10 protein-coding genes are annotated in these 23,932 nt (G+C 68.5%); 7 read left to right on the forward strand and 3 right to left on the reverse strand.

The window, feature by feature from the left end:
- Positions 1 to 300 precede the first annotated feature (300 nt).
- The 5 genes from ACWF82_RS05535 (at position 301) to ACWF82_RS05555 (ending at position 17,673) form a co-directional block, all read left to right on the forward strand.
- Positions 301 to 13,593 (forward strand): amino acid adenylation domain-containing protein, encoded by a 13,293-nt coding sequence (locus ACWF82_RS05535; RefSeq protein ID WP_452498279.1) that lies wholly within the window; start codon positions 301 to 303, stop codon positions 13,591 to 13,593.
- Between the two features lie 245 nt (positions 13,594 to 13,838).
- Positions 13,839 to 14,639 (forward strand): carbonic anhydrase, encoded by an 801-nt coding sequence (locus tag ACWF82_RS05540; RefSeq protein WP_452498281.1) that lies wholly within the window; start codon positions 13,839 to 13,841, stop codon positions 14,637 to 14,639.
- A gap of 143 nt (positions 14,640 to 14,782) precedes the next feature.
- The gene (locus ACWF82_RS05545; protein ID WP_452498283.1) at positions 14,783 to 15,067 is read left to right on the forward strand and encodes a GlsB/YeaQ/YmgE family stress response membrane protein; all 285 of its coding nucleotides are present in this window, start codon (positions 14,783 to 14,785) and stop codon (positions 15,065 to 15,067) included.
- A gap of 114 nt (positions 15,068 to 15,181) precedes the next feature.
- Positions 15,182 to 16,093, forward strand: a complete 912-nt coding sequence (locus ACWF82_RS05550) for an ABC transporter ATP-binding protein (protein ID WP_452498284.1) — start codon at positions 15,182 to 15,184, stop codon at positions 16,091 to 16,093.
- Positions 16,090 to 17,673 carry an ABC transporter permease gene (locus ACWF82_RS05555; protein WP_452498286.1) on the forward strand — a complete coding sequence of 528 codons (1,584 nt, stop codon included), beginning with the start codon at positions 16,090 to 16,092 and terminating at the stop codon, positions 17,671 to 17,673. Before ACWF82_RS05550 ends, ACWF82_RS05555 begins: the two co-directional genes overlap by 4 nt.
- A gap of 8 nt (positions 17,674 to 17,681) precedes the next feature.
- On the opposite strand, the gene ACWF82_RS05560 is transcribed toward ACWF82_RS05555, so the two are convergent.
- Positions 17,682 to 18,275 carry a TetR/AcrR family transcriptional regulator gene (locus tag ACWF82_RS05560; protein ID WP_452498288.1) on the reverse strand — a complete coding sequence of 198 codons (594 nt, stop codon included), beginning with the start codon at positions 18,273 to 18,275 and terminating at the stop codon, positions 17,682 to 17,684.
- Between the two features lie 77 nt (positions 18,276 to 18,352).
- Here ACWF82_RS05560 and ACWF82_RS05565 point away from each other — a divergent pair, with 77 nt between their 5' ends.
- Together ACWF82_RS05565 and ACWF82_RS05570 are read left to right on the forward strand one after the other, a co-directional pair.
- A complete protein-coding gene (locus ACWF82_RS05565; RefSeq protein WP_452498290.1) occupies positions 18,353 to 19,660 on the forward strand; it encodes a DUF3533 domain-containing protein in 1,308 nt (435 codons plus the stop codon).
- 36 nt (positions 19,661 to 19,696) lie between these two features.
- The gene (locus tag ACWF82_RS05570) at positions 19,697 to 21,490 is read left to right on the forward strand and encodes an AMP-dependent synthetase/ligase (protein WP_452498292.1); all 1,794 of its coding nucleotides are present in this window, start codon (positions 19,697 to 19,699) and stop codon (positions 21,488 to 21,490) included.
- 297 nt (positions 21,491 to 21,787) lie between these two features.
- On the opposite strand, the gene ACWF82_RS05575 is transcribed toward ACWF82_RS05570, so the two are convergent.
- The gene (locus ACWF82_RS05575) at positions 21,788 to 23,218 is read right to left on the reverse strand and encodes an MFS transporter (RefSeq protein WP_452498293.1); all 1,431 of its coding nucleotides are present in this window, start codon (positions 23,216 to 23,218) and stop codon (positions 21,788 to 21,790) included.
- A 48-nt stretch (positions 23,219 to 23,266) separates the two neighbouring features.
- The gene (locus ACWF82_RS05580; RefSeq protein ID WP_452498295.1) at positions 23,267 to 23,734 is read right to left on the reverse strand and encodes a hypothetical protein; all 468 of its coding nucleotides are present in this window, start codon (positions 23,732 to 23,734) and stop codon (positions 23,267 to 23,269) included.
- Positions 23,735 to 23,932: the final 198 nt, after the last annotated feature.

Genomic DNA, 23,932 nt, shown 5'->3' on the forward strand with positions numbered 1-23,932 from the left:
TCGACGGTGTCGATGCCTGGATCGGTCGACTGCCGATGGAATCGATGTCCGCCCGACCACACCGGGTCTTCAGCCCGCGCTCTCGCCGGCACGTCGGCGAGAGCGCGCCCCGCTGCGCGTGGTGCATCTGCCGGACCGACGACTGTCAGTCCGGCAGCACAAGGCCGCCTGACCAGGCCCGGACCGGCTGGGCGATCCAACTGGGCGATCTCGCGCAGCGTCGGCAAGGCACTTCCGGCATGCGCCGGACAGGTCCAGAATTGACTTGTCGCCTGCTACGCGGCGCTAGGACTCGTCATCATGCAACAGCCTTCCCTATCGTCTATCGAGACCGGCCCCGGTTTACCCGAGGGCGCATTCGAGCTGTCGGCGGCTCAGCACGGCATCTGGTTCGCCCAGCAACTCGCGGGCGACACCCCCTTTTCCATCGCGCAGTACATCGACATGGAAGGGACGATCGACCTCGAGGTGCTGGCGCAGGCTGCGCGCCAGGCCGGTCGCGAGTTCGGTACCGGGTATCTGCGGCTGATCGAGGTCGGGGGGTACCCCTACCAGCTGGTCGACACCACGCTGGACGAAAGCTCGGTCGTCCTGGATTTCCGTGACGAACCCGATCCGGTGGCGGCCGCGCACACGTGGATGTGTGCGGAGTACGCGGCACCGCTGAACCTGACCGTCGATCGCCTGGTCTGTGGCGCCATGCTGCGGGTCGCCGACAACCGCTGGTTCTGCTACACGCGGATTCACCACATCGTGCTGGACGGTATGGGCGCGGTGGCTCTGGTGCAGCGCACCAGTGAGCTCTACAACGCGGCGATCGAGGGCAAGGAACCACCTGCGGCCACGGCCGAACACCTCCGCACGATCGTCGACGCCGATGTGGCCTATCGCAACTCGGACCGGTTCGCGGCCGACCGGGAGTATTGGCGCGAGCACCTCAGCGCGATGGCCGACCCGGTGAGCCTTGCCGGGCGCATCGCCGATGTCGACGCGCACCCGAGGCGCGTCACCGGCACGCTGACCAGCGACATGGCCGCGCTGCTCGACGCTGCCGCGAAGGCTGCCTCCGCGGCCGTCGCGCCGACCGTCGTCGCCGCGTTCGGCGCGTACCTCGCCGCCATGACCGGAGCCGGAGAAGTCGTGCTGAGCCTTCCTGTCTCGGCGCGCACCACGGCGAGCCTACGGCGTTCCGGTGGCATGGTCGCCAATGTCGTCCCGCTGCGGCTCACGCTGTCGCCGACCACCACTGTCGGCGACGTGATCCGCGCTGCGCAAGGTGAGCTCACCGGCGCGTTACGACGACAGCGTTACCGCCAGGAGGACATCTTTCGTGATCTCGGCTGGCCGATGGACGAACCCGCATCGTTCGGGCCGTCGGTGAACCTGATGATGGTGGACACCCGGATTCAGCTCGGCGCGGTCACCGGACGGGTGCATGTGCTGACCTCCGGGCTGATCGACGATCTCTTCGTCAACCTGTATCCCGGGGTGGGTGGTGAGAGCACCCACATCGACTTCCAGGGCAACAGAAACCTCTACAGCGACGTCGAATTGGCGGCGCACCACCGCAGGTTCCTGCTGTTCCTGCACCGGTTCCTCGCCGCGGGCCCGGACGCGGCGCTCTGGACCGTGCCGGTCGTGTCCGACGACGAACGGACCGAGCTCGCCCCCGTACGCGGGCCGGAAGGTGTCGCACCCCGTTCACTGCCCGACATCCTCGCCGCCGGTGCGGCACTCGATCCTGACGGGGATGCGATCCGCGGCGGCGAGACCACGCTGACCTACCGCCGGGTCGACGAGTATACGAATCAGCTGGCCCGGCTGCTGATCGCGGCCGGTGCCGGACCGGAAACCACCGTGGCGATCTCGATTCCGCGTTCGGCGGAGTCGGTGTCGGCGATGATCGCGGTGGCGAAGACGGGCGCGGCGTTCGTGCCGCTCGATCCGACCTATCCCACCGACCGGATCGAATACATGGTCGTCGACAGCGGTGTCATGGCGGGCGTGACCGTCGCGGCCGTCCGACCGTCGCTGCCGGACCGGGTCGACTGGCTGGTCCTCGACGACGAGGCGACCCAGCTCGACGTGGCCGAGCAGGACGCTGCGGCGATCACCGACGGCGAGCGCCACGCCCCCGTGCACCTGGACCAGGCCGCGTACATCATCTATACCTCCGGATCGACCGGATCGCCCAAGGGGGTGACGGTCGCGCACCGCGGCTTGGCCGATCTGGTCGCGAGCTCCGGCGCCGAGTTCTGTGTGGATGCCGATTCCGTGGTGGCGCACGCTGTCTCGCCTAGTTTCGATATCTCGATCGAGGAGATCCTGGTGACCCTTGCCGCGGGTGCCACGCTGGTCGTCGTGCCGCCGTCGGCCGCGGCGGGCGAGGAGCTGGCGGAGGTGCTGCGCGCGCACCATGTCACCCATCTCGATGTCACGCCTGCGGTGGTGGGGTCGTTGGATCCGATGACGCTGCCCGAACTGGGCACGGTGGTTGTCGGTGGTGACGCCTGCCCGCCCGAGTTGGTGGCGAAGTGGTCCGGGCGGTCGCTGCTGAACGCCTACGGTCCGACGGAAACCACCGTGACGGTGACCGTGAGCGAAGCCCTCACGCCCGCCACGCCGATCACCATCGGCAGCCTCGTGCGCGGGGTCTCCGGCGTCGTGCTCGACCCATGGCTGCGACCTGTTCCCCCGAATACGACAGGTGAGCTGTACCTCGCAGGCCCCGGAGTGGCGCGCGGCTACCACGAGCGCAGCGGACTCACGGCTGGACGATTCGTCGCCAACCCGTACGAGCCCGGCGCGCGGATGTACCGGACCGGCGACCTGGTGCGCTGGAGCACCCGCGAGGGCAAGCCCGAACTGGAATACCAGGGCCGCAGCGACTTCCAGGTGAAGGTGCGTGGGTTCCGCATCGAGCTGGGCGAAATCGACGCGGCACTACGACGGCACCCGGACGTGGATTTCGCGATCACCCTCGGCGTCCAGGCCGACTCCGGCGCCACTGAGCTGGTGTCCTACGTGCTACCCGGGCCGGGAGCCGAGATCCATCCGGAGGCACTGAAAGCGGCTGCCGGTGAATCGCTTCCGGCCTACATGGTGCCCGCGGTCGTCGTGCTGCTCGACCGCATCCCGCTCACCCTGCTCGGCACGGTAGACCGCGCCGCATTGCCCGCACCGGATGCGGGCCGCCGCGCGACGGTCAGCCGCGCGCCGTCGACTGCGCGCGAGCGAGCACTGGCCGCGCTGTTCGCCGAGGTGCTGGGGCTCGAGGCGGTAGGTGTCGACGAGAGCTTCTTCGCGCTCGGCGGGGACAGCATCGTCTCGATCCAGCTGGTGTCCCGGGCGAAGGCAGCCGGGCTCGCGTTCAGTGCCCGGGATGTCTTCGAGCGCAAGACTGTCGCCGCGCTGGCTGTTGTGGCCACCGAGGTACCGGCACAGGTGGTGCACGAATTGCCCGGTGGCGGCGTCGGCACTGTCGAGCTCACACCGATCGTGCACGCGATGCTGGACCAGGGGGATACGTGGCGCCGGTTCAGCCAGGCGGTCGTGATCGGCTTGCCCGCGGGTATCGAGCGAGCGCGACTCGGCGCGGCCGCGCAGGCGCTGGTCGACCACCACGACCTGCTGCGTTCCTTGTTGCGGCACACCGACGAAGGCTGGGAATGGGTTGTCGCCGAACGCGGTTCGGTCGCTGCCGAGACGCTGGTGGAGGTCGTGGCGGCGGGTCCGGACCACGAGCAGGCCTGCGAACGCGCAGTGCAGCGCGCCGCCGACCTGCTCGACCCCGAGTCCGGTGTCGTCGCGCGGTTTGTCCTGCTCGAGCGGGCCGACGCCGAACCTCTGTGCTGGCTGGTCATGCACCAGCTCGTCACCGACGAGCTCTCCGGGCGAATCCTGGCGGCGGATCTGGCCACAGCGGCACGGGGCGGCGTCCTGGCCCCGGGCGGCATCTCGTTCCGGCGCTGGGCGCACGCTCAGCTCGCGCACGCGGGCGAGCGCGTCGGCGAACTTCCGATCTGGCAGCGCGTTCTGGCGACACCCGATCCGGCCCTCGGCTCCGACACCCTCGATCCCACTGTCGATCTGGTCGCCACGATCGCGCATCGGCACACGACTATCGCACCGGATGTCGCGAACATCGTGCTCACCGACGCGCCCGACCGATTCCATTGCAGCCCGGACGATGTACTGCTCACCGCACTCACGATGGCACTGGGTCGCCGCCGCGACCGGGCCGCCGCGCTGTGCACGCTGGTGGGCCACGACCGCGTGGCTGCCCTCCTGCCCGGCGCGGATCTCGCGCGCACAGTGGGCTGTTTCACCAGCATGTACCCGGTGGCCCTCGACCTGACCGGTATCGACCTGGCCGACGCGTTCGCGGGCGGCGCGGCGGCGGGCGCCGCGATCAAGGCCATCAAGGAGCAGCTGCGAGCCCTGCCCGACCACGGCATCGGCTTCGGCATCCTGCGCTACCTGAACACCGGCACCGCCGACGCGCTCGCGGGCGTGCCAACCCCGCAGATCCGCTTCGACTACCTCGACCGGACAACGATCGACGGCACACCCGAAGCCTTTCTCCCGCAACGCTTCGTGGCAACGCAGGACGACCGGGCGCCGTTGGCCGCCGTTGTCGACATCAGCGCCGTCCGGACCGGCAGCGGCCTGGAAGTGACCTGGTCCTACGCCTCCCGGTTGCTCGACGCCGCCGACGTCGACGAACTCGCCGAACTATGGACCGATGCCCTGCGGGCGCTCGCCGCCCATGCCGAGACCGCGGGCGCGGGTGGTCACACGCCGTCCGACTTCGACCTCGTATCGGTGACTCAGCCGCAGGTCGACGAGTGGGACCAGACCTATCCGAACGTCGCGGATGTGTGGCCGCTCTCGCCGCTGCAGTTCGGTCTGCTGTTCCATGCTCTCTACGATTCCGACACCGCCGACAGCTACACCGTGCAGTCGATTCTCACCCTGGCCGGCACGGTGGACGCGCCCCGCTTGCGCGCCGCCGCGCAGGCACTGGTGGCGCGGCACGACAACCTGCGGGTCGCCTTCATGGAAACCGGCGACGGACCACGCCAGCTCGTTCTCGGTGATGCGGAAGTCCACTGGCAGGAGGTGGATCTCACCAGCATTCCGGACGCCGACCTGCGGCAACGGGAACTGGATCGGGTGATCGCGATGGACGCGCGTACCCGATTCGACCTCACCCGACCACCACCGTTGCGCTTCATGCTCATCCGGACCGCCGCCGACAGATACCGATTCGTGCTGACCAACCATCACCTCGTGCTGGACGGTTGGTCGGGGCCACTGGTGGTGCGCGAGTTGCTGACGCTGTATGTCACCTCGGGTGATGCCTCCGCGCTGCCGCCCGCCCACCCCTACCGCGAGTTCCTGACCTGGCTGCGCACCCAGGACGACGCGGCATCCGTCGCCGCGTGGGCGCGATCGCTGGCGGGCGTGGATACCCCGACCCGCGCGGTCCCGACCGTGGCAGGCATCGAGTCCACCGAGACCGGGACGATCTCCACCGACCTGCCCCACGGCACGGTCGCCCGGTTGGAGACGGTCGCCCGCGAATCCGGCGCCACGGTGAATACCCTGGTGCAGGCCGGCTGGGCGATGGTGCTGGCCATGCTGACCGGCCGGACCGACGTCGTGTTCGGCGGGACGGTCTCCGGCAGACCACCGGAACTGGCGGGCGTCGAAGAGATGGTCGGCCTGTTCATCAATACGCTGCCGGTGCGCGTGCGACTCGACCCCGCGGAACGGGTGGTCGAGCTGCTGGCCCGGCTGCAGGCCGAGCAGGCCCGGTTGATGGACTACCAGCAGGTCGGGCTCGTGGCCATCCACCAGGCGGTCGGTCTTGCCGAACTGTTCGACACGATGGTCGTTTACGAGTCCTATCCGATCGACCGGGAAATGCTCTCGCAGATGCTCGGCGGCGCGGGGATACAGGTGCTCGATGTCGAAGTCACCGACACGGCGGCGTACCCGTTGAACCTCCTGGTCACCCCGCTACGCGGCGGCGAGGGGACCGACACGCTGCACATCACCCTGAAGTTCATGGCCGACAAGCTCGATCACCCGGCGGCGCGGACACTGCTGGATCGTTTCGTCCGGCTGCTGACCCAGCTCGCCGAGCACCCACGCGCCCTGGTCTCGCAGCTGCAGCACTGTGACGACGCGGAACGCGCCGCACTGCTGCCGGTCCGCGGGCCGGAGTCGGTACCGTTGCGGACCCTGCCCGAGATCCTCGCCGACGGCGCGCGCATCGACAGCGGAGCCATCGCGGTCAGCGTGGACAAGCTCACCATGTCCTACGGTGAACTCGACGCCCAATCCAACCGCCTCGCCCGGGTGCTGCTGCGCAGGGGTGCCGGCCGAGAGGTGTTCGTCGCGCTCGCCCTCACCCGATCGCTGGAATCGGTGGTCGCGGTGTGGGCGCTGGCCAAGACGGGCGCGGCCTTCGTGCCACTGGATCCGCACTATCCGGTGGAACGGATCGAGCAGATGCTCACCGACTCGAAGGCCCCGATCGGTGTGACGGTGACCGCGATCCGCGAGAGGCTGCCGGGCACCGTCGACTGGGTGCTCCTCGACGACCCCGGCACGATCCGGACAGCGATGACGGTCTCCGACGCCGCGGTCACCGACGAGGAACGCGGCGGCTCCATCGAGATCGATCAGGCGGCCTACCTGATCTACACCTCGGGCTCCACCGGCACGCCGAAGGCTGTGCTACTCAGCCACCGCGGCATCGCGAATTTCGTGGCCGCCTACCAGACGTCGCTCGAACTGGACGCGACCGCGAGCGCACTGCATGTGGCCTCGCCCAGCTTCGACGCCGCGGTGGCCGAGCTGGTGACGACGCACGGCGTGGGCGGGCGGCTCGTGGTGTCGCCGCCGGATGTCTACGGCGGCGCCGAGCTCGAACGACTGCTGCGCACCGAGCGGGTGACCCATGCGGTCGTCACGCCGTCGGTGCTGGCCACGATGGACCCCAGCGATTTGGACCACCTGCGCGGGCTGGCGGTCGCCGGTGAGGCCGTGACACCGGAGCTGATCGAGCGGTGGTCGGTGGGCCGGCGAATGGTGAACCTGTACGGCCCCTCCGAGTTCAGCATCACGGCGACCGGGTCGGCGGAACTCGTCGCGGGCGAGCCGATCACGATCGGCGGGCCGATCCTGGGTGCGGCCACGATGGTGCTCGACACCTGGCTGCGCCCGGTGCCGATGGGCGTCGCGGGGGAGCTGTACCTGGCCGGTCCGGCACTCGCCCGCGGGTACTTCAACCGGTTCGCGATGACGGCGGGGCGCTTCGTCGCCGACCCGTGCGGTGAGCCGGGCGAGCGAATGTACCGGACCGGCGACATCGTGCGCTGGAGCACCGGGGACAACGGCGCCCTCGAACTGGAATACCTGGGCCGCAGCGACTTCCAGGTCAAGATCCGCGGCCTGCGGATCGAACTGGGCGAGATCGACGCGGCATTGTCCCGCGACGAGCAGGTCGGGTACGCGGTGACGATCGGGCGCACGGACCCGGCGGGGGAGACCGCACTGGTGTCCTATGTGCTGCCCGCCGAGGGGGCGAAGTTGGATACCGAGCGGCTGCGGGTGCGGCTGGCCGCGGAACTGCCCTGGTACATGGTGCCCGGCTACGTCGTCGTGCTGGATTCGATTCCGCTCACCCCGGTCGGCAAGCTGGACCGCACAGCCCTTCCGGTGCCCGACTTCTCGGGTACCCACCGTCCGTATCTGGCGCCGCGCACCCCGGTGGAAGAAGCCGTCGCCGGAGTATTCGCCGAGGTGCTCGGCGCCGACCGGGTGAGCGTCGACCAGACGTTCTTCGAATCCGGGGGCAACTCGCTGAGTGCGATCAAGGTGGTCGCCCGGGTGAATTCGGCGCTCGGGTCGAGGATCACGCTGCGTGATCTGTTCGACGCGCCCACCGTCAGCCAGCTGTCGGCGCGGGTCGTCCCCGCCACCGACGGCAAGCCCGGCCGCTGCGCCCTCGCCCCGCAGATCCGGCCGGACCGGATCCCGCTGTCTCCGGCGCAACAGCGCATGTGGGTGCTCAACCGCATGGATCCGACCTCACCCGCCTACAACATCGCGGTCGCGCTCCGGGTCACCGGCGAACTGGATGTCGATGCCATGCGGCAAGCGCTCGCCGATGTCGTCGGCAGGCACGAGAGTCTGCGCACCATCTACCCCGCCGACGAGGCGGGACCGCGGCAGGTAGTCATCGATGCCGAGATGGCCGCACCGGCCATCACCCTGCTCGACACCGAAGATGGCGCACCGCTGCGCGATCGGATCAACACAGTGGCAGGCACCGGATTCGATGTCACCGAGGAACCACCTCTGCGCGTGGGTGTCTTCCGCGTCACCTCACCTACGGCTCACCCACCGGGCACCGCTGCGACCTCCGCCGAACACGCGGCAGGCGCCACACAGGTTTCCCCCGGTCACTCCATGAGCGGCGCCGAGGACTCCGCGGTGCCCGCGAGTTCCGCACCGGTCCACGTGGTCGTCCTGGTGGTGCATCACATCAGCGCTGACGGCGCGTCGATGGCGCCCCTCGCCACCGATCTGGTCGCCGCCTACTCGGCGCGGTCGGCCGGGGCCGACACCGCTCGGGCACCGCTTGCCGTTCAGTACGCCGACTTCGCACTCTGGCATCGCGAGCTGCTCGGTAGCGAATCCGATCCGGAATCGACTGCCGCCGAACAGATCCGATACTGGACCCGCACGCTCTCCGGTGTGCCGGAGCTGCTCGAGCTTCCCGCCGACCGCCCGCGCCACGCGGTGAACTCGATGCGCAGCGCCGACTACACATTCACCGTCGACCTCGAACTGCACAGCGCCCTGGTGCGATTCGCGACCGCGCACCACGTCAGCCCGTTCATGGTCGTGCACGCCACGCTGGCGGTCCTGCTGGCCCGGCTCGGCGCCACCGATGACGTGGTGATCGGCACCCCGGTCGCCGGTCGCGGCGAGCAGGCGCTGGACGAGCTCGTCGGCATGTTCGTCAACACGCTGGCGCTGCGTTCCCGAGTCGACCAGAGCGCCGGATTCACCGAGTTCCTCACCGCGCTCCGGTCGGCCGATCTGGACGCGTTCGGCAACGCCGATGTGCCGTTCGAGCAGCTGGTCCAGGTGCTGAACCCGAGCCGGTCGACCGCGCACCACCCGTTGTTCCAGGTGTTGCTGACCCTGCAGAACTTCGTCGAGCCGGTCCTCGAACTGCCCGGCCTGCGGTTCGAAGCGGAGGATTTCGACCGACGTTCCTCGCAGTTCGACCTGATACTCGACCTGCGCGAGCGCTTCGCCGGGACGGAACCGGCCGGCCTGGATGGCGTGCTGACCTACGCGACCGACCTCTTCGACGAGGCGACGGTCGTCGCGCTGGCCACCCGGTGGCAGCGTGTGCTCACCACCGTCCTCACCCAGCCGGAGGTGCGCCTCGCCGATATCGACATCCTGGACGACGCGGAGCGCAGCGCCCTGGTGCCGGTGCGGGGCCCCGAAAGTGATAGGACGACAACGCTTTCTCAGCTGCTGGCGGCCTCCGTCGCGCACTACCCGGAGCGCGCCGCCCTGGCCGTCGCCGGACACACAACGACCTATCGGGAGATCGACGCGCACGCCGACCGGCTGGCGAGGCTGTTGCTGGAAGCAGGCGCCGGGCCCGAAACCGTGGTGGCGCTCGGCCTGCCCCGTTCCGCCGAACTGCTCACCGGCTTGTGGGCGGCCGCGAAGATCGGGGCGGCCTTCTTGCCGATCGACCCGAAGCACCCGCGGGAGCGGATCGAGCACATGCTGGCCGATTCCGGCACCCGGGTCGGTCTCACCGTCGCCGCCTACCGGTCGATGCTGCCGAACAATACGAACTGGCTCGTGCTCGACGACCCCGAGCTCGTCGAACGCTGGTTCCGTGCACGCGGCACCGCCGTACGCGAGAGCGAGCTGCCCACCCCGATCCGGCCGGACAACCCGGCGTGGCTGATCTACACCTCGGGCTCGACCGGAACACCCAAGGGCGTCTCGGTGTCCCATCGAGGGCTCGCCGACATGGTCGCGGCACAGCGTGATCTGCTGGGCTTGGACGAGCACTCCCGAGTCCTGCAGGTGGCCTCACCGAGTTTCGACGCGTCGGTGTTCGAGGCCATCATGGCGTTCGGCGCAGGCGGCGCCTCGGTGGTGGCGCCGCCGGAGGTGTTCGGCGGCAGTGCGCTCAGCGAGCTCATCGAGGCCGAACAGGTGACCCACATGGTGATCACGCCGTCGGCACTGGCCACCATCGATCCCGCCGAGGTGCCGAGCGTGCGGGTGCTCGCGGTAGCCGGTGAGGCCGTCGGTGCCGAACTCGTCGAACGCTGGGCGGCGGGCCGCACGATGGTCGATCTGTACGGCCTGACCGAAACCACCATCCTGGCAACGGCTTCCGACCCTCTCGTCGTCGGCGAGCCGGTCTCCATCGGTAGGCCGGTCCGAGGCGCAGCCGCCCTGGTTCTCGACGATCGGCTGCGCCCGGTTCCGGTCGGCGTCCCGGGTGAGCTGTACCTCGCGGGACCTGGTCTGGCCCGCGGATACCACGCCAGGCCCGGCCTGACCGCCGCTCGCTTCATGGCCGATCCCTTCGGTGCGGCGGGGTCGCGGATGTACCGCACCGGTGATCTGGTGCGCTGGACGCGCTCCGCGTCGCATGTCGACCTGGAGTACATCGGCCGTACCGACTTCCAGGTCAAGGTGCGCGGTCAGCGCATCGAGCTCGGCGAGATCGATGCCGTCCTCGGGCGCACCGCGGGCGTCGACTTCGCGATGACGCTCGGCGTCCCCGGTCCCACCGGCGCGACGGCGCTGGCGGCCTACCTGGTGCCGACGCCGGGGGTCGAGCTCGACGTCGCGAGGGTGCGCGCCGCCGCGGCGAACACCTTGCCCGCGTATATGGTGCCGTCCGCCTTCGCCGTGCTGGACAGGATCCCGCTCACTGTCGTCGGCAAACTCGACCGGAAGGCGCTGCCCGCACCGGAATTCACAGCCGACCGTACCGAATACCGCGCACCGTCGACACCCACCGAAAAGGCTGTCGCCGCGATTTTCTGCGCGTTGCTCGGTCTCGACGAGGTGGGCGCCGACGACTCGTTCTTCGCGCTGGGCGGCGACAGCATCCTCGCCATCCAGCTGGTGTCGCTGGCCAGGCAACAGGGCATCCATTGCACGCCGCTACAGGTCTTCGAGCACCCAACGGTGGCCGCGCTGGCCACCGCCGCCGATGTCGCGGGCGCGGTTGTGACGCTCGACGAGCTGCCCGGCGGAGGTGTCGGCGATATGCCCGTTCCGCCGATCGTGCACTACATGCTCGAGCGCGGCGGTAACTTCAACCGCTTCGCACAGTCCGCGGTACTGGAGCTGCCGGTCGGCATCGAACGCGCCCAGATCGTCGCGACTGTCACAGCCGCGGTCGACCGGCACGACATGCTCCGCGCACGGTTGAGCGCAGCCGAGGACGGCGCGCCGCGGCTGCTGGTCGGCGAACCCGGCTCGATCGACGTGGGCGCACTCGTCCATCGCGTCGAGATCGACGCCGCCGATTCCGCCCGGCTACGCGAAGACACGGTGACCGAGCTCGATTCCGCGATGAACCGGCTCGATCCGGCAAACGGTATTGTGCTGCAGTTCGTCTGGCTCGACCCGGTGGGCGGCGCGGGCGCACGGACCAGGGCCGGCCGGCTCATTGTGGTAGCGCATCACCTCGTCATAGACAGCGTCTCCTGGCGTATTCTGATCCCGGATCTGGTCGCCGTGTGGGCGCAGGTGTCGGTCGGCGACATCCCGGTTCTGGCCGAGACCGGCACCTCGATGCGGCGCTGGTCGCACGCACTGGCCGACGAATCACACTCGGACAGGAGAGTTTCCGAACTCGGCTACTGGCAGCGCGTCATCGAGGGCGGCCCGGACCCGCTGATCGGCTCCCGCGAGCTCGACGCCGCCGTCGATCAGACGCACACCCTGCGCACGGTCGAACGCGCGTCAGCCGCCGAAGTCACCAGCGCGCTGCTCACCACGCTGCCCGCCCTCTTCCACTGCGGCGCCAACGACGCCCTGCTCGCCACCCTGGCGCTGGCTGTGGTGCGCTGGCGTGGCGGTGCCGACGACACTGTGCTGGTGCGGCTCGAAGGCCACGGCAGACAGGAGCACGTCATCCCCGGCGCCGACCTGTCCCGCACGATCGGGTGGTTCACCAGCCTCTACCCGGTGCGGCTCGACCTCACCGGCATCGATGTCGACGACGCGCTGACCGGCGGCCCTGCCATGGGCGCGGCGATCCGCGCGGTGCGCAATCAGCTGTCCGCGGTGCCGGACAACGGCATCGGGTTCGGCCTGCTGCGCTACCTGAATCCCGCGACGGCGGAACGCCTTCCGGCACGTCTGCCCGGCCGGATCAGCTTCAACTACCTGGGCCGCTACTCGACGGGCGACGTCCCCGCCGGGCTGGAACGCCTCGGCTGGCTGCCGGCCGAGGAACTCGGCGACCTGCACGCCGCCGAACATCCGGACGTGCCACTGCAATCCGCTCTCGATGTGAACGTTGTGGTCATCGGCGACGGGCTACAGGTGAGCTTCGGGTTCCCTGCGACGCTGCTCGACACGGACACGGTGGCCGAGCTGGCCGACCTGTGGATGGATGCGCTCGGCGCGGCCGCGCATTTCGCCGAGACTCCCGCGGCGCAGACGGCCGCTGCCGAGGAAGCCGCAGCACACGCGGCGGCCGTGACCGCGCCCATCCCGGGCGGCCTTGGTCTCGATGTGCTGCTGCCGATCCGGGTCGGCGGCACCGAGCCCGCGCTGTTCTGCGTCCATCCGGCGTCCGGAATATCCTGGACCTACCTCGGATTCGCGGAGGCATTGCGGCCGGGCCGACCGATCTACGGCCTGCAGGCTCCGGATCTGGGCGGCCACGAACCACCCGTGCGCTCGGTCGAGGAGTTCGCCGACCGATATATACGCGAGATCCGCGCCATCCAGCCGGAGGGTCCGTACCACCTGCTCGGCTGGTCATTCGGCGGGCTCATCGCGCACGCCATCGCGACCAAGTTGCAGAAGGCCGGCGACACGGTGGGTATCGTCGCGCTACTGGACGCCGATACCGCCGACATCGACGGTGACAGCATCGAGCGGCTCACCGCGGGCGCCTTCGTCAACACGTTCGGCCCGGTCGTCGGCATCCAGGATGTGCCCGCCGACGCGACCGCGCACGAGGCCGCCGACCTGATCCGTGAGCGGCTCGGCGGCGTATCGCTGATCGACGCGGACGCCATCGAACGGATTGCCGAGTCGTACAACGCATCGGCGCGAACCAGAACCGGATACCGGCGCCCGGTGTTCGATGGCGACATCGTGTATTTCCGCGCGATCTCCGACACCTCCGACATCTTCGGCCCGGACGGCTGGCGGCCGTATGTGACCGGCGAAATCATCAACCACGACATCGAGGGCACCCACTACGAACTGACCGCGCCACACGTGCTGCCCTACATCGCGCGCGTGCTCGACGAACATCTGGAAGCCCGAGGATGAAGAGAAATCGCCGGCGCGGATGTGACCTATCTCGCGGCGATCGGCTCTGGTATCCGCTGCGATCACAGGCATAGCCTGATACCCTACGCGCACCCGAAATAGACTGCACTAGAAGGATATTCGGTGCAAATCGGACATGTCCAGTCACCGTTGGCGATTGGCTGGTTTCGACGTGCGCGCACTGCCGTCCCGGGCGACGTCAGCCATCCGGGCCGACGGCAGAATCCTGGCAAGGAGCTGCACCGGTGTCGGTTCGTCACAATGCCCCCAGTCCCGTTCGATCCGTCATGACCCGTCGCGGCGCACTCGCTGCCCTCGCACTACTCGCGGTCGCCGGCTGCGGCGGCTCCGACACGATCACTCCGCACTGGGACTACGACGCCGACGGCCCCGATCACTGGGCTGATCTCGACAAGCACTACGCGACCTGCCGAAATGGCCACGCCCAGTCGCCGATCGATCTTTCCGACGCCACCGAGTCACACCCCGCCGGAAACATCGAGATCGCCTACCGGCCGATCCCCGCGGCCACCCTGACCAACAACGGCCACACCATCCAGGCCACCATGCCCGCCGACTCCGGCAACCGGATCATTGTCGACGGCACCCCGTTCTCCTTGGCCCAGTACCACTTCCACCTGCCCAGCGAACACACCGTCGACGGCGCCGAGACCGCCATGGAACTGCATCTCGTGCACACCGACCAGACCGGCAGACTGGCCGTCCTCGCGGTCCAGCTTCGTGCCCAGGACGCGTCAGCCCCGCTGAGCCAGGTCCTCACCGCATCCCCGGACCGCGTCGGCGCCTCCCGCACAGTGAGCAATATCGACCCGCGCACATTCCTGCCCGACAACCTCGCGCAGTTCCGGTACCAGGGGTCACTGACCACACCGCCGTGTACCGAAGGCGTGGAATGGATCGTGCTGCGCACTCCGAGTCCCGTCGCGATCGCCGACGTCGACCGGTATCGCGCGCTGTTCCCGCACAGCAACAGACCGACACAACCCCGCTACGGCCGCCCGGTCATCCTCGCCGGAACCAACTAGCGGACACGGCCCGCGCGCGATGTTGTGATGTGGCGTCGGTGCGGACACGGTTGGGCCACACGACGCCGCCCGGGCTGGCACCGACACCCGACAGAGGGAAATGATCGATCACATCGGGTTCGCCAGCACAGGAGGTTCCAGCGATGTTCAACGCGATTGTTCAGATCTGTGGGTTCTTGATCATCGGTGCGGTGGTCGGTGTGTTGGCACGTCTGCTCAAGCCGGGCAAAGAGAGCATCAGCATGGGCATGACGTTGGTGATCGGCATGGCCGCCGCGCTCATCGCCGGGGTGATCGCCAGCCTCATCGGCGTCGGTTCGATCACCGAACTCAACTTCTGGGGCTTCCTGATCGCGGTCGTCGCCGCGGTCGTGCTGCTGTTCGCGGCCGAATCGGTCGGCGCCAGCAAACACGGGCCGACAGCCTGAACCACCCCGACGCAACGGCGCACCCCCGGGATCCGGGGGTGCGCTTCGTCCGCAGGCCAAGGCACGCACCGCGATCCGCCGCTGCCCCGACTTCGCGAGAACTACCCTGGCAGGATGGCTGCGGCAATCGAAATCTCGAACCTGGTCAAGACGTTCGGACGAACGCGCGCACTGGACGGGCTCGACCTCCAGGTCACCACCGGCGAGGTACACGGCTTCCTCGGCCCCAACGGAGCAGGCAAATCGACCACCATCCGGGTACTGCTCGGACTACTGCGCGCCGACAGCGGCACCGCCACCCTGCTCGGGGGCGACCCGTGGGCGCAGACCGCCGAGCTGCACCGGCGCCTGGCCTACGTCCCCGGTGATGTGAACCTGTGGCCGAACCTGAGCGGCGGCGAGGTCATCGACCTGCTGGGGACCCTGCGCGGCGGCCTCGACGAGAAGCGCCGCGCCGAACTGCTCGAACGATTCGACCTGGACCCGACGAAGAAGGGCCGCGCCTACTCCAAGGGCAACCGGCAGAAGGTGGCGCTGGTAGCGGCACTGTCCTCCGATGTCGAACTGCTCCTGCTCGACGAACCGACCTCCGGTCTCGACCCGCTGATGGAAGCGGTCTTCCAGGAATGCATCGACGAGGTCAAGGAGCAAGGCCGCACGGTCCTGCTGTCGAGCCACATCCTGGCCCAGGTCGAGGCACTGTGCGACCGGGTGACCATCATCCGCCACGGAAAAGCGATCGAATCCGGCACCCTCGCCGACCTGCGCCACCTCACCCGGACCTCGATCACCTGCGAGACGACCCGCCCACCGGCCGGCCTCGACGCACTGCCGGGCGTGCACGACCTCGTCGTCGAAGGCAACCGGGCCAGATTCCAGGTCGACACCGTCGACCTCGACCCGGCCATCAGCCATCTCACCGGCTTCGGCATCCGAACCCTGACCAGCAGACCACCGACCCTCGAGGAACTGTTCCTGCGGCACTACGGCGACGAACTCGCCGCCTCCGGGGTACCGGAATCATGACAACGCTGACCGGCACCACCACCCTGATTCGCTTCTTCCTGCGCCGCGAACGGATCGCGCTGATCTGCTGGGTCCTCGGCGGTACCTTCCTCTACTACTCCCAAGCCGTCGGCGTCGACATCGCCTACCCGACCCAGGCCGACCTCGATCGGGTCGCCGCCAGCATGGCGGGCAATGCCGCCATAGTGGCCATGGCGGGCCCGCCGCGGGTACTCGACACCATCGGCGGCCAAGTCGCCTTCCAGTCCGCGGCCTTCGGCATGATCGTGGCCGGACTGATGAGCATGTTCCTCATCGGCCGCCACACCCGCTCCAACGAGGAAACCGGCCGCGACGAACTCATTCGGTCCGGCGTCGTCGGCAGGCACGCCCCCTTCACCGCCGCGGCCGTTCTCACCGTCGCGGCCAACCTGATCTACGGGGCCGCGATCGCACTGAGCCTGATCTCCTACGGACTGCCCACCGCCGGATCCATCGCCCTCGGCGTCGGCGCCATCTGCGCGGGCCTGGTGTTCATGGCGATCGCGCTGCTGGCCGCCCAGCTCACCGAAAGCACCCGTGCTGTCTACGGCATCACCGGTGCGGCGATCGCGGTCTCCTATGTCCTGCGCGCGGTCGGCGATGTGGGCAACGGGGTGCTGTCGTGGCTGTCGCCGCTGGGCTGGGGCCAGGCGATGCGACCCTACGACGGGGAGAGCTGGTGGCCGGTACTGCTGTCGCTGGCTGTCGCTGTCGCGGTGACCGCGGCAGCGCGGCAAGTGCTCGATCACCGCGACTTCGGTGCCGGTGTGCTACCGCCACGACCCGGCCCCGCCCGCGCGGGCAGCGCCATGCACAGCGCGTTCGGGCTGGCCTGGCGCCTGCAGCGCGGTTCCCTGATCGGCTGGTCGATCGGCATGCTGCTCGCGGGTCTGGCATTCGGCTCGATCGGCAACGATGTGGGCGATCTGCTCGGTGACGTCGATCTGGGCGATCTGCTCGGCCAGGAGATGGGCAGCCTGGTCGATGCCTTCTACGCCATGTCGGCGGGCTTGCTGGCATTGATCGGTTCCGGGTACACGATCTCAGCGGGCCTGCGTCCGCGCGCGGAAGAAGCTGCCGGGCGTACCGAACCACTGCTGTCGACGAGCCTGCCCCGGCTGCGCTGGCTGGCCGGGCACACCGTCATCATGCTCGCGGGTTCGGCGGTGGTGCTCGCGCTGGGCGGATTCGGCATGGGACTGATGTACGGCGTGATCACCGGTGACATGTCCGAGCTGCTGCCCTTGGTCGGGGCATCGGTGACCTATCTGCCCGCGGTGTGGGTGCTCGGCGGAATCACGGTGGCGCTCTTCGGATTCCTGCCCGCGGCCACCTCGGGTGCGTGGCTCGCCCTCGGTTTCTGTTTCGTGGTGCTGATGTTCGGCGCGACGCTGAAGTTCCCGAGCTGGCTGATGAGCATCTCACCGTTCGACAACATCCCCCTGGTCCCCGCGGTGGCATTCGCGCCGACGCCGGTGCTGGTCACCACCCTGGTAGCGCTCGCACTGTGCGTCGCGGGCGCGTACGGATTCCGGCGCAGGGATGTGGTGACCAACTGACAGGGCGCTCAGGGGCGGGGGAGTAGTCCCAGGGTCAGGTGCCTGACCAGATCGTCGAGCAGGTCCTCGGAGTCGTAGTCGGTGGTGTATCCCGAACCGACGAACGTCGCCAAGCCTTGCAGGGCCGCCAAAGCGGTCACGCCGAGACGTTTCGGGTCGCCGGGGACGATCTCACCGGCGGCCTGACCTTCGGCGATCAGCGCGATCGGCACGGCGAAGGCACGGTCGGCGGCGTCCTGGATCTCCGCGGAGCTCGAGCTGTGCCTGCGCGCGAACATCAGGGGGAGCAGCTCGGGATTGTCGACCGCGAAGCGCAGGTAGGCACGGGCGAATGTCTGCAGGCGTTCCGTGATCGGCCCGTCTGTCACGGCAGCCTGCTCGAAGCACGCGCCGAGCCGTTCCAGTCCGGTCACGGCCAGCGCGTCCAGCAGTGCCTGCTTGTCGCGGAAGTGCCTGCTCGGCGCCGCGTGGCTGACACCGGTGTCGCGGGCGAGCTGACGCAGCGACAGGCCGTCCGCGCCGACGGTGCGCAGCGCCGACTCGGCGTGCTGCAGCAACGCGGCGCGGAGGTCTCCGTGGTGATAGCGCGAATGCAGGGACATGGTGCTAGCAGGATATCCGACACGCCACGAATGTTTGCATTGACTACTTTGTAGTCGCTGACTACATTGACGGTGCCATGACTGACAACACCGCGCCGACGCGCCCGCAGAGCAGCATGCCGATCCGCGAGTGGTTGGCGCCGATCACGCTGGTCACCGTGCTGGCCGCGCTCCTGGGAACCATGTACCTCGGCTACACCGCCGACCCCGAGAAGCACCTGCACGACTTCCCGATCGCCGTCGTCAACCAGGACGTCGGCGACACCCTCGCAGGCAAACCCGCCAACCTCGGCGAGCAGATCGCCACCGCGCTGAGCGAGAACATCCCCGCCGACAAGATCGATCTGCGCACCGTCGGCATCAACGAAGCCCAGCGCCAGCTGCAGAACGGCGAGGTCTACGGTGCCATCGTCATCCCCGGCGACTTCACCAAACGCGTCGCCATCCTCGGCGCCTCGTCGATCGTCCCCGGCGAGGTCGAACAGCCGATCATCTCCGTGCTGACCAACCCCCGCGCAGGCACCCTCGCCGCCCAGATCATGCACACCATCGCCGACCAGGCCATGACCCAGGTCAACACCACCGTCGGCACCCAGCTCGCCCAGCAGGTACACGGCGCGATCGGCGCCACCCCACTCAGCGGGGCGGCGCAACTGCAGCTCACCAAGCCCATCGACGTCGTCGTCACCCCGTACCACCCGCTGCCCGAAGGCACCGGCCAGGGCCTGGCCGCCTTCTTCTACACCCTCGTCCTGCTGATCGTCGGCTTCAGCGGCGCGATGATGATCAACTCCCTCGTCGACGGCTCCCTCGGCTTCATCCCCGCCGAATACGGGCCATGGCACAAGGCGACCACCCCGGCCCGGATCAGCCGCTGGCACACCCTGCTCATCAAGTGGGGGATCGCCGCGATCAGCGCGCCCTTGGCCTCCGGCGTGTTCCTCGGCGTCGGCGCCCTGCTCGACATGACGATCGAGCGTCCGCTGCTGCTGTTCCTCTACGGCACCCTGGCCATCACCGCCATCGCCATCACCGGACTGTCGGTCATGGCCGCCTTCGGCACCGCGGGCCTGATGATCAACCTCATCGTGTTCGTCGTCCTCGGCATCCCGTCGTCCTCGGGCACCATCCCGCTCGAGGCCACGCCCCGCTGGATCGCCGATCTGGCCACCTTCGAACCCATGCACCAGATCTATCTCGCCGTGCGCGCCATCCTGTTCTTCGACGGCCACCTCGAAGCGGGCATGAGCCAGGGACTCTGGATGACGCTCATCGGCCTGGCGATCGGACTGGTCCTCGGCGCTGTCGCCACCCACACCTACGACCTGCGCGGCCTGCATCGCCTCGGCCTCGACCACAGCCGGGAACCGGCCACCGCGCAGTAGCGGCACCACCGACCGATCACCCAAGGAAGGGCACTCATGCGAGAGTTCGAAGCCCCCGCTTCCTATTCCGTTCCGGAGCACGCGAACAATTCCGACAGCGTGTTCCGGCACGCGGAGCACTCGCCGGGCACGGTGCTGTTCCACGTCGCGACCGGCGGCGGCAACCTGGCCGAAGTCACCGCCGCCGAGTTCGCGCGGACCGTCACCGCCGTGGCGAAAGGCCTCATCGCCTCGGGTATCGAACTCGGCGATCGCATCGCCATCATGGCTCCCACCCGCTACGAGTGGGTCGTGCTCGACCACGCCATCTGGGCGGCAGGCGGCTGCACCGTCGCCATCTACGACAGCTCCGCCGCCGAGCAAGCCAAGTGGATCTTGCAGGACTCCGGCACACAGCTGCTGGTCGTCGACAGCGACAAGCACCGCGGGGTCATCGACGAGATCGACACCGGCGCACTACCCGAGCTGCGCGAAATCCTGCAGATCGACAAGGGCGTCATCGCCGAGCTCACCGCGCGCGGCGCCGATCTGGACGACCACGCCGTCCACACACGTCGCGCACAGGTCGGCGCCGACGCACCCGCGACCCTGATCTACACCTCCGGCACCACCGGCCGGCCCAAGGGCGTGCTGCTCTCGCACGCGAACCTCTACGCCGAGTCGAAGTCCGACCGCATCGCCCTGGAGGAGTTCGTCACCGAGGGCAACAAGACCCTGATGTTCCTGCCGCTGGCGCATGTCTTCGCCCGTGCCGTCACGCTGGCCGCACTCGATGCCAAGGTGGTCGTCGCGTTCAGCTCCGACTGGTCCACGCTCGTCGACCAGTTCGGCGCCTTCCGCCCGAACTTCATCCTCGCCGTGCCGCGCGTTTTCGAGAAGGTCTTCAACGGCGCGAAGCAGAAGGCACACGCCGCAGGCAAGGGCAGGATCTTCGACCGGGCCACCGAGACGGCCATCGCCTGGAGCGAGTCCATCGACCACGGTGGCCCCGGACTCCTGCGCACACTCGAACACGCCCTGTTCGACAAGCTCGTCTACCGTCAGCTGCGCCTGGCCCTGGGCGGACAGTGCGAAGCGGCGGTGTCCGGTGGCGGACCGCTCGGCGCACGCCTCGGCCATTTCTTCCGCGGCGTCGGAATCCCCATCTACGAGGGCTACGGACTCACCGAGACCACCGCCGCGATCACCGTGAACACCCCGAAGAGCACTCGGGTCGGCACTGTGGGACGCCCGACCGAGGGCCACGGCATCAAGATCGCCGACGACGGCGAGCTCCTGCTGCGTGGCCCGGTCGTTTTCCACGAGTACTGGGGAAACCCCGACGCCACCGCGGACGCCTTCACCGACGGCTGGTTCCGCACCGGCGACCTCGGCGCCATCGACCGCGACGGCTACGTCACCATCACCGGCCGCAAGAAGGAAATCCTCGTCACCGCGGGCGGCAAGAACGTCTCGCCCGGCCTGCTGGAGGACTCGCTGCGCGCGCACCCACTGATCGGCCAGGCGATGGTGGTCGGCGACGGCCGCCCCTTCATCGGCGCCCTGATCACCCTCGATCCGGAAGCCCTTCCCGGATGGAAGCAACGCCACAACCTGCCCGCGGACATCCCGATCGAGCACCTCGTCGAGAACCCCGACCTCGTCGCGGAGATCGACGCCGTGGTCGCCGGCACCAACACACTGGTCTCCCACGCCGAGGCCATCAAGAAGATCCGCATCCTGTCCGCGGACTGGTCCGAGGCGACCGGTGAACTGACCCCGAAGATGTCACTCAAGCGGGCGGCGGTCATGAAAAGGCACGCCGCCGACGTGGACAAGATCTACGCCTGAGCCCCACGGGAGCTGGTGGGTCTGTTGAAGAACATCTTCATCACTCACCCGCACGCCGACCATGTGACCGACTACACCAACTTCTTCATGCTCGGCGGCTCCACCGATATCCGGGGCGAGTCACACACGACGGTGCAGCAGGTCGGCACCATCGCCGCCGGCGCCGACGTCCCCACACTCGTGCTCTCACACATCGCCGACTTCGGTCCATCGCGACGGTCGACCCGGCGCAATGGACCCGCTGGGCTCAACAGGGATACTCCGGCGAGGCCATCATCGGCAAGGACTTGCAGTCGATCACCCTCCGATAGCGAGCTCGGCCGACGGGACCGATCGACCTGTTCGACGGCCACTCCTGATGGACGCCACCATGCCGAGCGCGGCGAGAACCGCGAACGTCGCGAACAGCCAGCGTGCCGGGGTCGCTCCGCCCGCATCGGTCGCGTTCACCACCACCCCGGCCAGGCCCGCGCCGAAGGCGCCACAGACCAGCTGAACGGTATTGATGGCCGCGGCGGCGCGGCCACCTTCGCCGGGGTCGTCGACACCGCTCATCGCCCACGCCGAAAGGTGCGGCCACGCCATACCGATACCGGCACCGGTGAGCAGCAGTGCCAGCACCCAGCCTGCGACGACCCCCGCCGAGGCGTTGTCGACCTGGCCGACCGCCGCCGACATCAAGCCGACCGCCATGACCAGTGGTGCCACGGCGACGATCCGAACGATCGCGCGCCGGCCCGTCACCGATGCGCTGACGATCTCACTCATCGTCCACCCGACAGCCAGTGCCACTCCGAGGAAGCCCGCCGCCACCGGCGCGAGATGCGCGAGCCGCTGACCGAAGTAGGGCACGTACATGTCGACCATGGTGGCGGCCATGAGCATGCCGAGCGTCAGATAGACCCATTTCAGTGGGCCGGGCCGAAATGCGGTAGATGGCAACACCGCTGCCGTCGTCCGGCGATCGACGGCGATGAACGCGCCGACAAAACCCGCCCCGACGACGAGCAGCGCAGCCGTCCAGCCGACATCGCGGGGGATTGCCGCAACGCTGATCGCCAACGCGGCTGAGGCGAGCAGCAGTAGCGACCACACCGGGATCCGGTCCGGTTTTCGCGGTAGCTCGGCCGTGCGCGCCGGCAGAGCGAACGGCACCAGCGCCGCGATGAGTCCGGTCAGGATCAGCAGCGCCCCGAAAGCCCAACGCCACGAACTGGATTGGGCGAACAGACCGCCGGCCGCCGGGCCCAGCAGCGTGCCGACTCCCCACATCGCCGAGACGAGCGCTGAGGCTTTCGTCCACAAGCTCTGCGGAAGAGCCGAGTTGATCACCGAATAGCCAAGGCCCGCGATCATGCCGCCTGCCGCGCCCTGGACGGTCCGTCCCGCCAGCAGGAACTCCATCGTCGGTGCCATCGCACACATCGAGGTGCCGAGACCGAACACGGTCAGCCCGACCAGATATGACCATCGCGCCCCCAGCCGGGCCAGCGTCGCGCTCACCGTGGTGGCGGCGATGACGGAGGCGACCAGGTAGACGGTGGTCACCCAGGCGTAGAGGCGCTGGCCGCCGATTTCGGCCACGGTGCTCGGCAGCAGGCTGATCGTCAGAAATTCGTTGGTGGCGTACAGGCAGACGCCACCGGCGAGCACCGTGGAGGCCGCGAGGTACTTCGGGCCGAGTAGTTCCCGCCAGGTGCCGTTGACAGCCGTCGCCGTACCCGTCATGTCGGTGATGCTACGACCGCAACTTTGCTCGAGGTCAACAGTCGCGCGCTACTTCCCCGTGACGCCGGGCAACCAGCTGATTCCGGGCCAGGACTTGGGCAATTTGATCAAGCCGCCCATGGCCAGCAGCACCAGATCCTCATAGCCCTCACGCATTTCCGCGAGATGATCCCAGGCGCGGTGCCGCTGGACGGCATCCTCCATATGATGCAGGGCCCAATGCGCGCACGCCGAGGCTTCGGCGACCCGCGCGATCACCCCACCCACCGAATCGGTGCCCCGCGGCGTCCCGGCCCGCGGCCGGGGAAGCTGCGCGGCGATCCAGGCATCGATCTCGTGGACGACCCCAGCGACTTGCCGGCGAATCGTCTCCGCCGACGGGTCACCGACCCATGCTCGATACAACGAGCCGAGCGTTCCCGCCCACTGCGCCAGCGGGCAATCACTGTCGGTGGATCCGCTGACCGCGCGCAGCAGATCCTGCGGTGACAGAAACGGACCATACTGCGGAGGCACACGCAAACTGGGACTCTCCACCATCGTCCGAGTCACCTGGCGAGCTGGTTCGGCGTTACCCGAGCCACCCTCGATGTTCGTGGTGCGAGAGGCGCACTTCTATCGACATACACCATGATCTCCTGAAACAGGCACGTCGAAGGTGAACCACACGCCTGTGAAGAATTAGCTTTCTCCTAGGTTGGGACGGACACCGCT

The sequence above is a fragment of the Nocardia sp. NPDC055053 genome (genome assembly GCF_053608285.1).

What these genes read in the sequence shown, in the direction of transcription:
- ACWF82_RS05570 (WP_452498292.1), top strand. Translation starts at nt 19,697, where the DNA reads ATGCGAGAGTTCGAAGCCCCCGCTTCCTATTCCGTTCCGGAGCACGCG.
- ACWF82_RS05545 (WP_452498283.1), top strand. Translation starts at nt 14,783, where the DNA reads ATGTTCAACGCGATTGTTCAGATCTGTGGGTTCTTGATCATCGGTGCG.
- ACWF82_RS05565 (WP_452498290.1), top strand. Translation starts at nt 18,353, where the DNA reads ATGACTGACAACACCGCGCCGACGCGCCCGCAGAGCAGCATGCCGATC.
- ACWF82_RS05535 (WP_452498279.1), top strand. Translation starts at nt 301, where the DNA reads ATGCAACAGCCTTCCCTATCGTCTATCGAGACCGGCCCCGGTTTACCC.
- ACWF82_RS05560 (WP_452498288.1), bottom strand. Translation starts at nt 18,275, where the DNA reads ATGTCCCTGCATTCGCGCTATCACCACGGAGACCTCCGCGCCGCGTTG.
- ACWF82_RS05555 (WP_452498286.1), top strand. Translation starts at nt 16,090, where the DNA reads ATGACAACGCTGACCGGCACCACCACCCTGATTCGCTTCTTCCTGCGC.
- ACWF82_RS05575 (WP_452498293.1), bottom strand. Translation starts at nt 23,218, where the DNA reads ATGACGGGTACGGCGACGGCTGTCAACGGCACCTGGCGGGAACTACTC.
- ACWF82_RS05550 (WP_452498284.1), top strand. Translation starts at nt 15,182, where the DNA reads ATGGCTGCGGCAATCGAAATCTCGAACCTGGTCAAGACGTTCGGACGA.